Below are 924 nucleotides of genomic sequence, written 5' to 3' on the forward strand. Positions count from 1 at the left end.
CTTCGGGAGGACGCTCACCACTTTGTGGTTCATGACTGGGGTGAAGTCGTAACAAGGTAGCCCTAGGGGAACCTGGGGCTGGATCACCTCCTTATACGAAGATATTCACGATAAGTGTCCACACAGATTGATAYGGTTTAGAAAGTAAAGAGAYGAAGATATCCCAATATCTTCAACCAATTTGCTTCTGYTTTTTAAAGYGGAAACAAACTTAGTGTCCCGTTCGTCTAGAGGCCTAGGACACCGCCCTTTCACGGCGGTAACAGGGGTTCGACTCCCCTACGGGATACCATTGGGTCGTTAGCTCAGTTGGTAGAGCAGTTGACTTTTAATCAATTGGTCGCAGGTTCGAATCCTGCACGACCCACCATTNTCGTCTAGAGGCCTAGGACACCGCCCTTTCACGGCGGTAACAGGGGTTCGACTCCCCTACGGGATACCATTGGGTCGTTAGCTCAGTTGGTAGAGCAGTTGACTTTTAATCAATTGGTCGCAGGTTCGAATCCTGCACGACCCACCATTCTTTCTCCGCGAAGGAATTAAAACTATCGTGGGCGATTAGCTCAGTTGGGAGAGCACCTGCCTTACAAGCAGGGGGTCACTGGTTCGAGCCCGGTATCGCCCACCATTCTCTAAATATTCTTGGAAKTTCAAAACTCCAAACCACAATTTAGGTTGCTGGTTGGATTTTTCGACTGTGAGAGTCTTTAGAAAATGAACTTCTAACGAAGTCTCATGCTCTTTAACAATTTGGAAAGCTGACTGATTTAAATAACACAGTTATTTAAATCAAATTAAAAGTTCTCAATGTTTATCCTTTGGATAAACACAACACAAACACATTCAAGTGTCTTGTATTCGAATCAAACTTAGTTTGATTCACCATTGAGTCCGGCAAACACGTAATAAGAACTAACCCTTCTT

At 44.9% G+C, this 924-nt stretch carries 5 tRNA genes and 1 rRNA gene; all 6 read left to right on the forward strand.

Annotation, left to right across the window (positions count from 1 at the left end):
• Window positions 1-94: ribosomal RNA gene (locus L1D60_RS23350) — 16S ribosomal RNA — on the forward strand; the annotation flags it as partial.
• Window positions 95-216: 122 nt separating this feature from the next.
• Window positions 217-292: transfer RNA gene (locus L1D60_RS23355), tRNA-Glu, on the forward strand.
• Between the two features lie 2 nt (window positions 293-294).
• Window positions 295-370, forward strand: a tRNA-Lys gene (locus tag L1D60_RS23360).
• Between the two features lie 4 nt (window positions 371-374).
• Window positions 375-442: transfer RNA gene (locus L1D60_RS23365), tRNA-Glu, on the forward strand.
• 2 nt (window positions 443-444) lie between these two features.
• Window positions 445-520 (forward strand) — tRNA-Lys (locus tag L1D60_RS23370).
• A 32-nt stretch (window positions 521-552) separates the two neighbouring features.
• Window positions 553-628: transfer RNA gene (locus L1D60_RS23375), tRNA-Val, on the forward strand.
• Window positions 629-924: the final 296 nt, after the last annotated feature.

The organism is Vibrio sp. Isolate30, assembly GCF_022397975.1.
Taxonomy (GTDB): Bacteria; Pseudomonadota; Gammaproteobacteria; order Enterobacterales; family Vibrionaceae; genus Vibrio; species Vibrio fortis.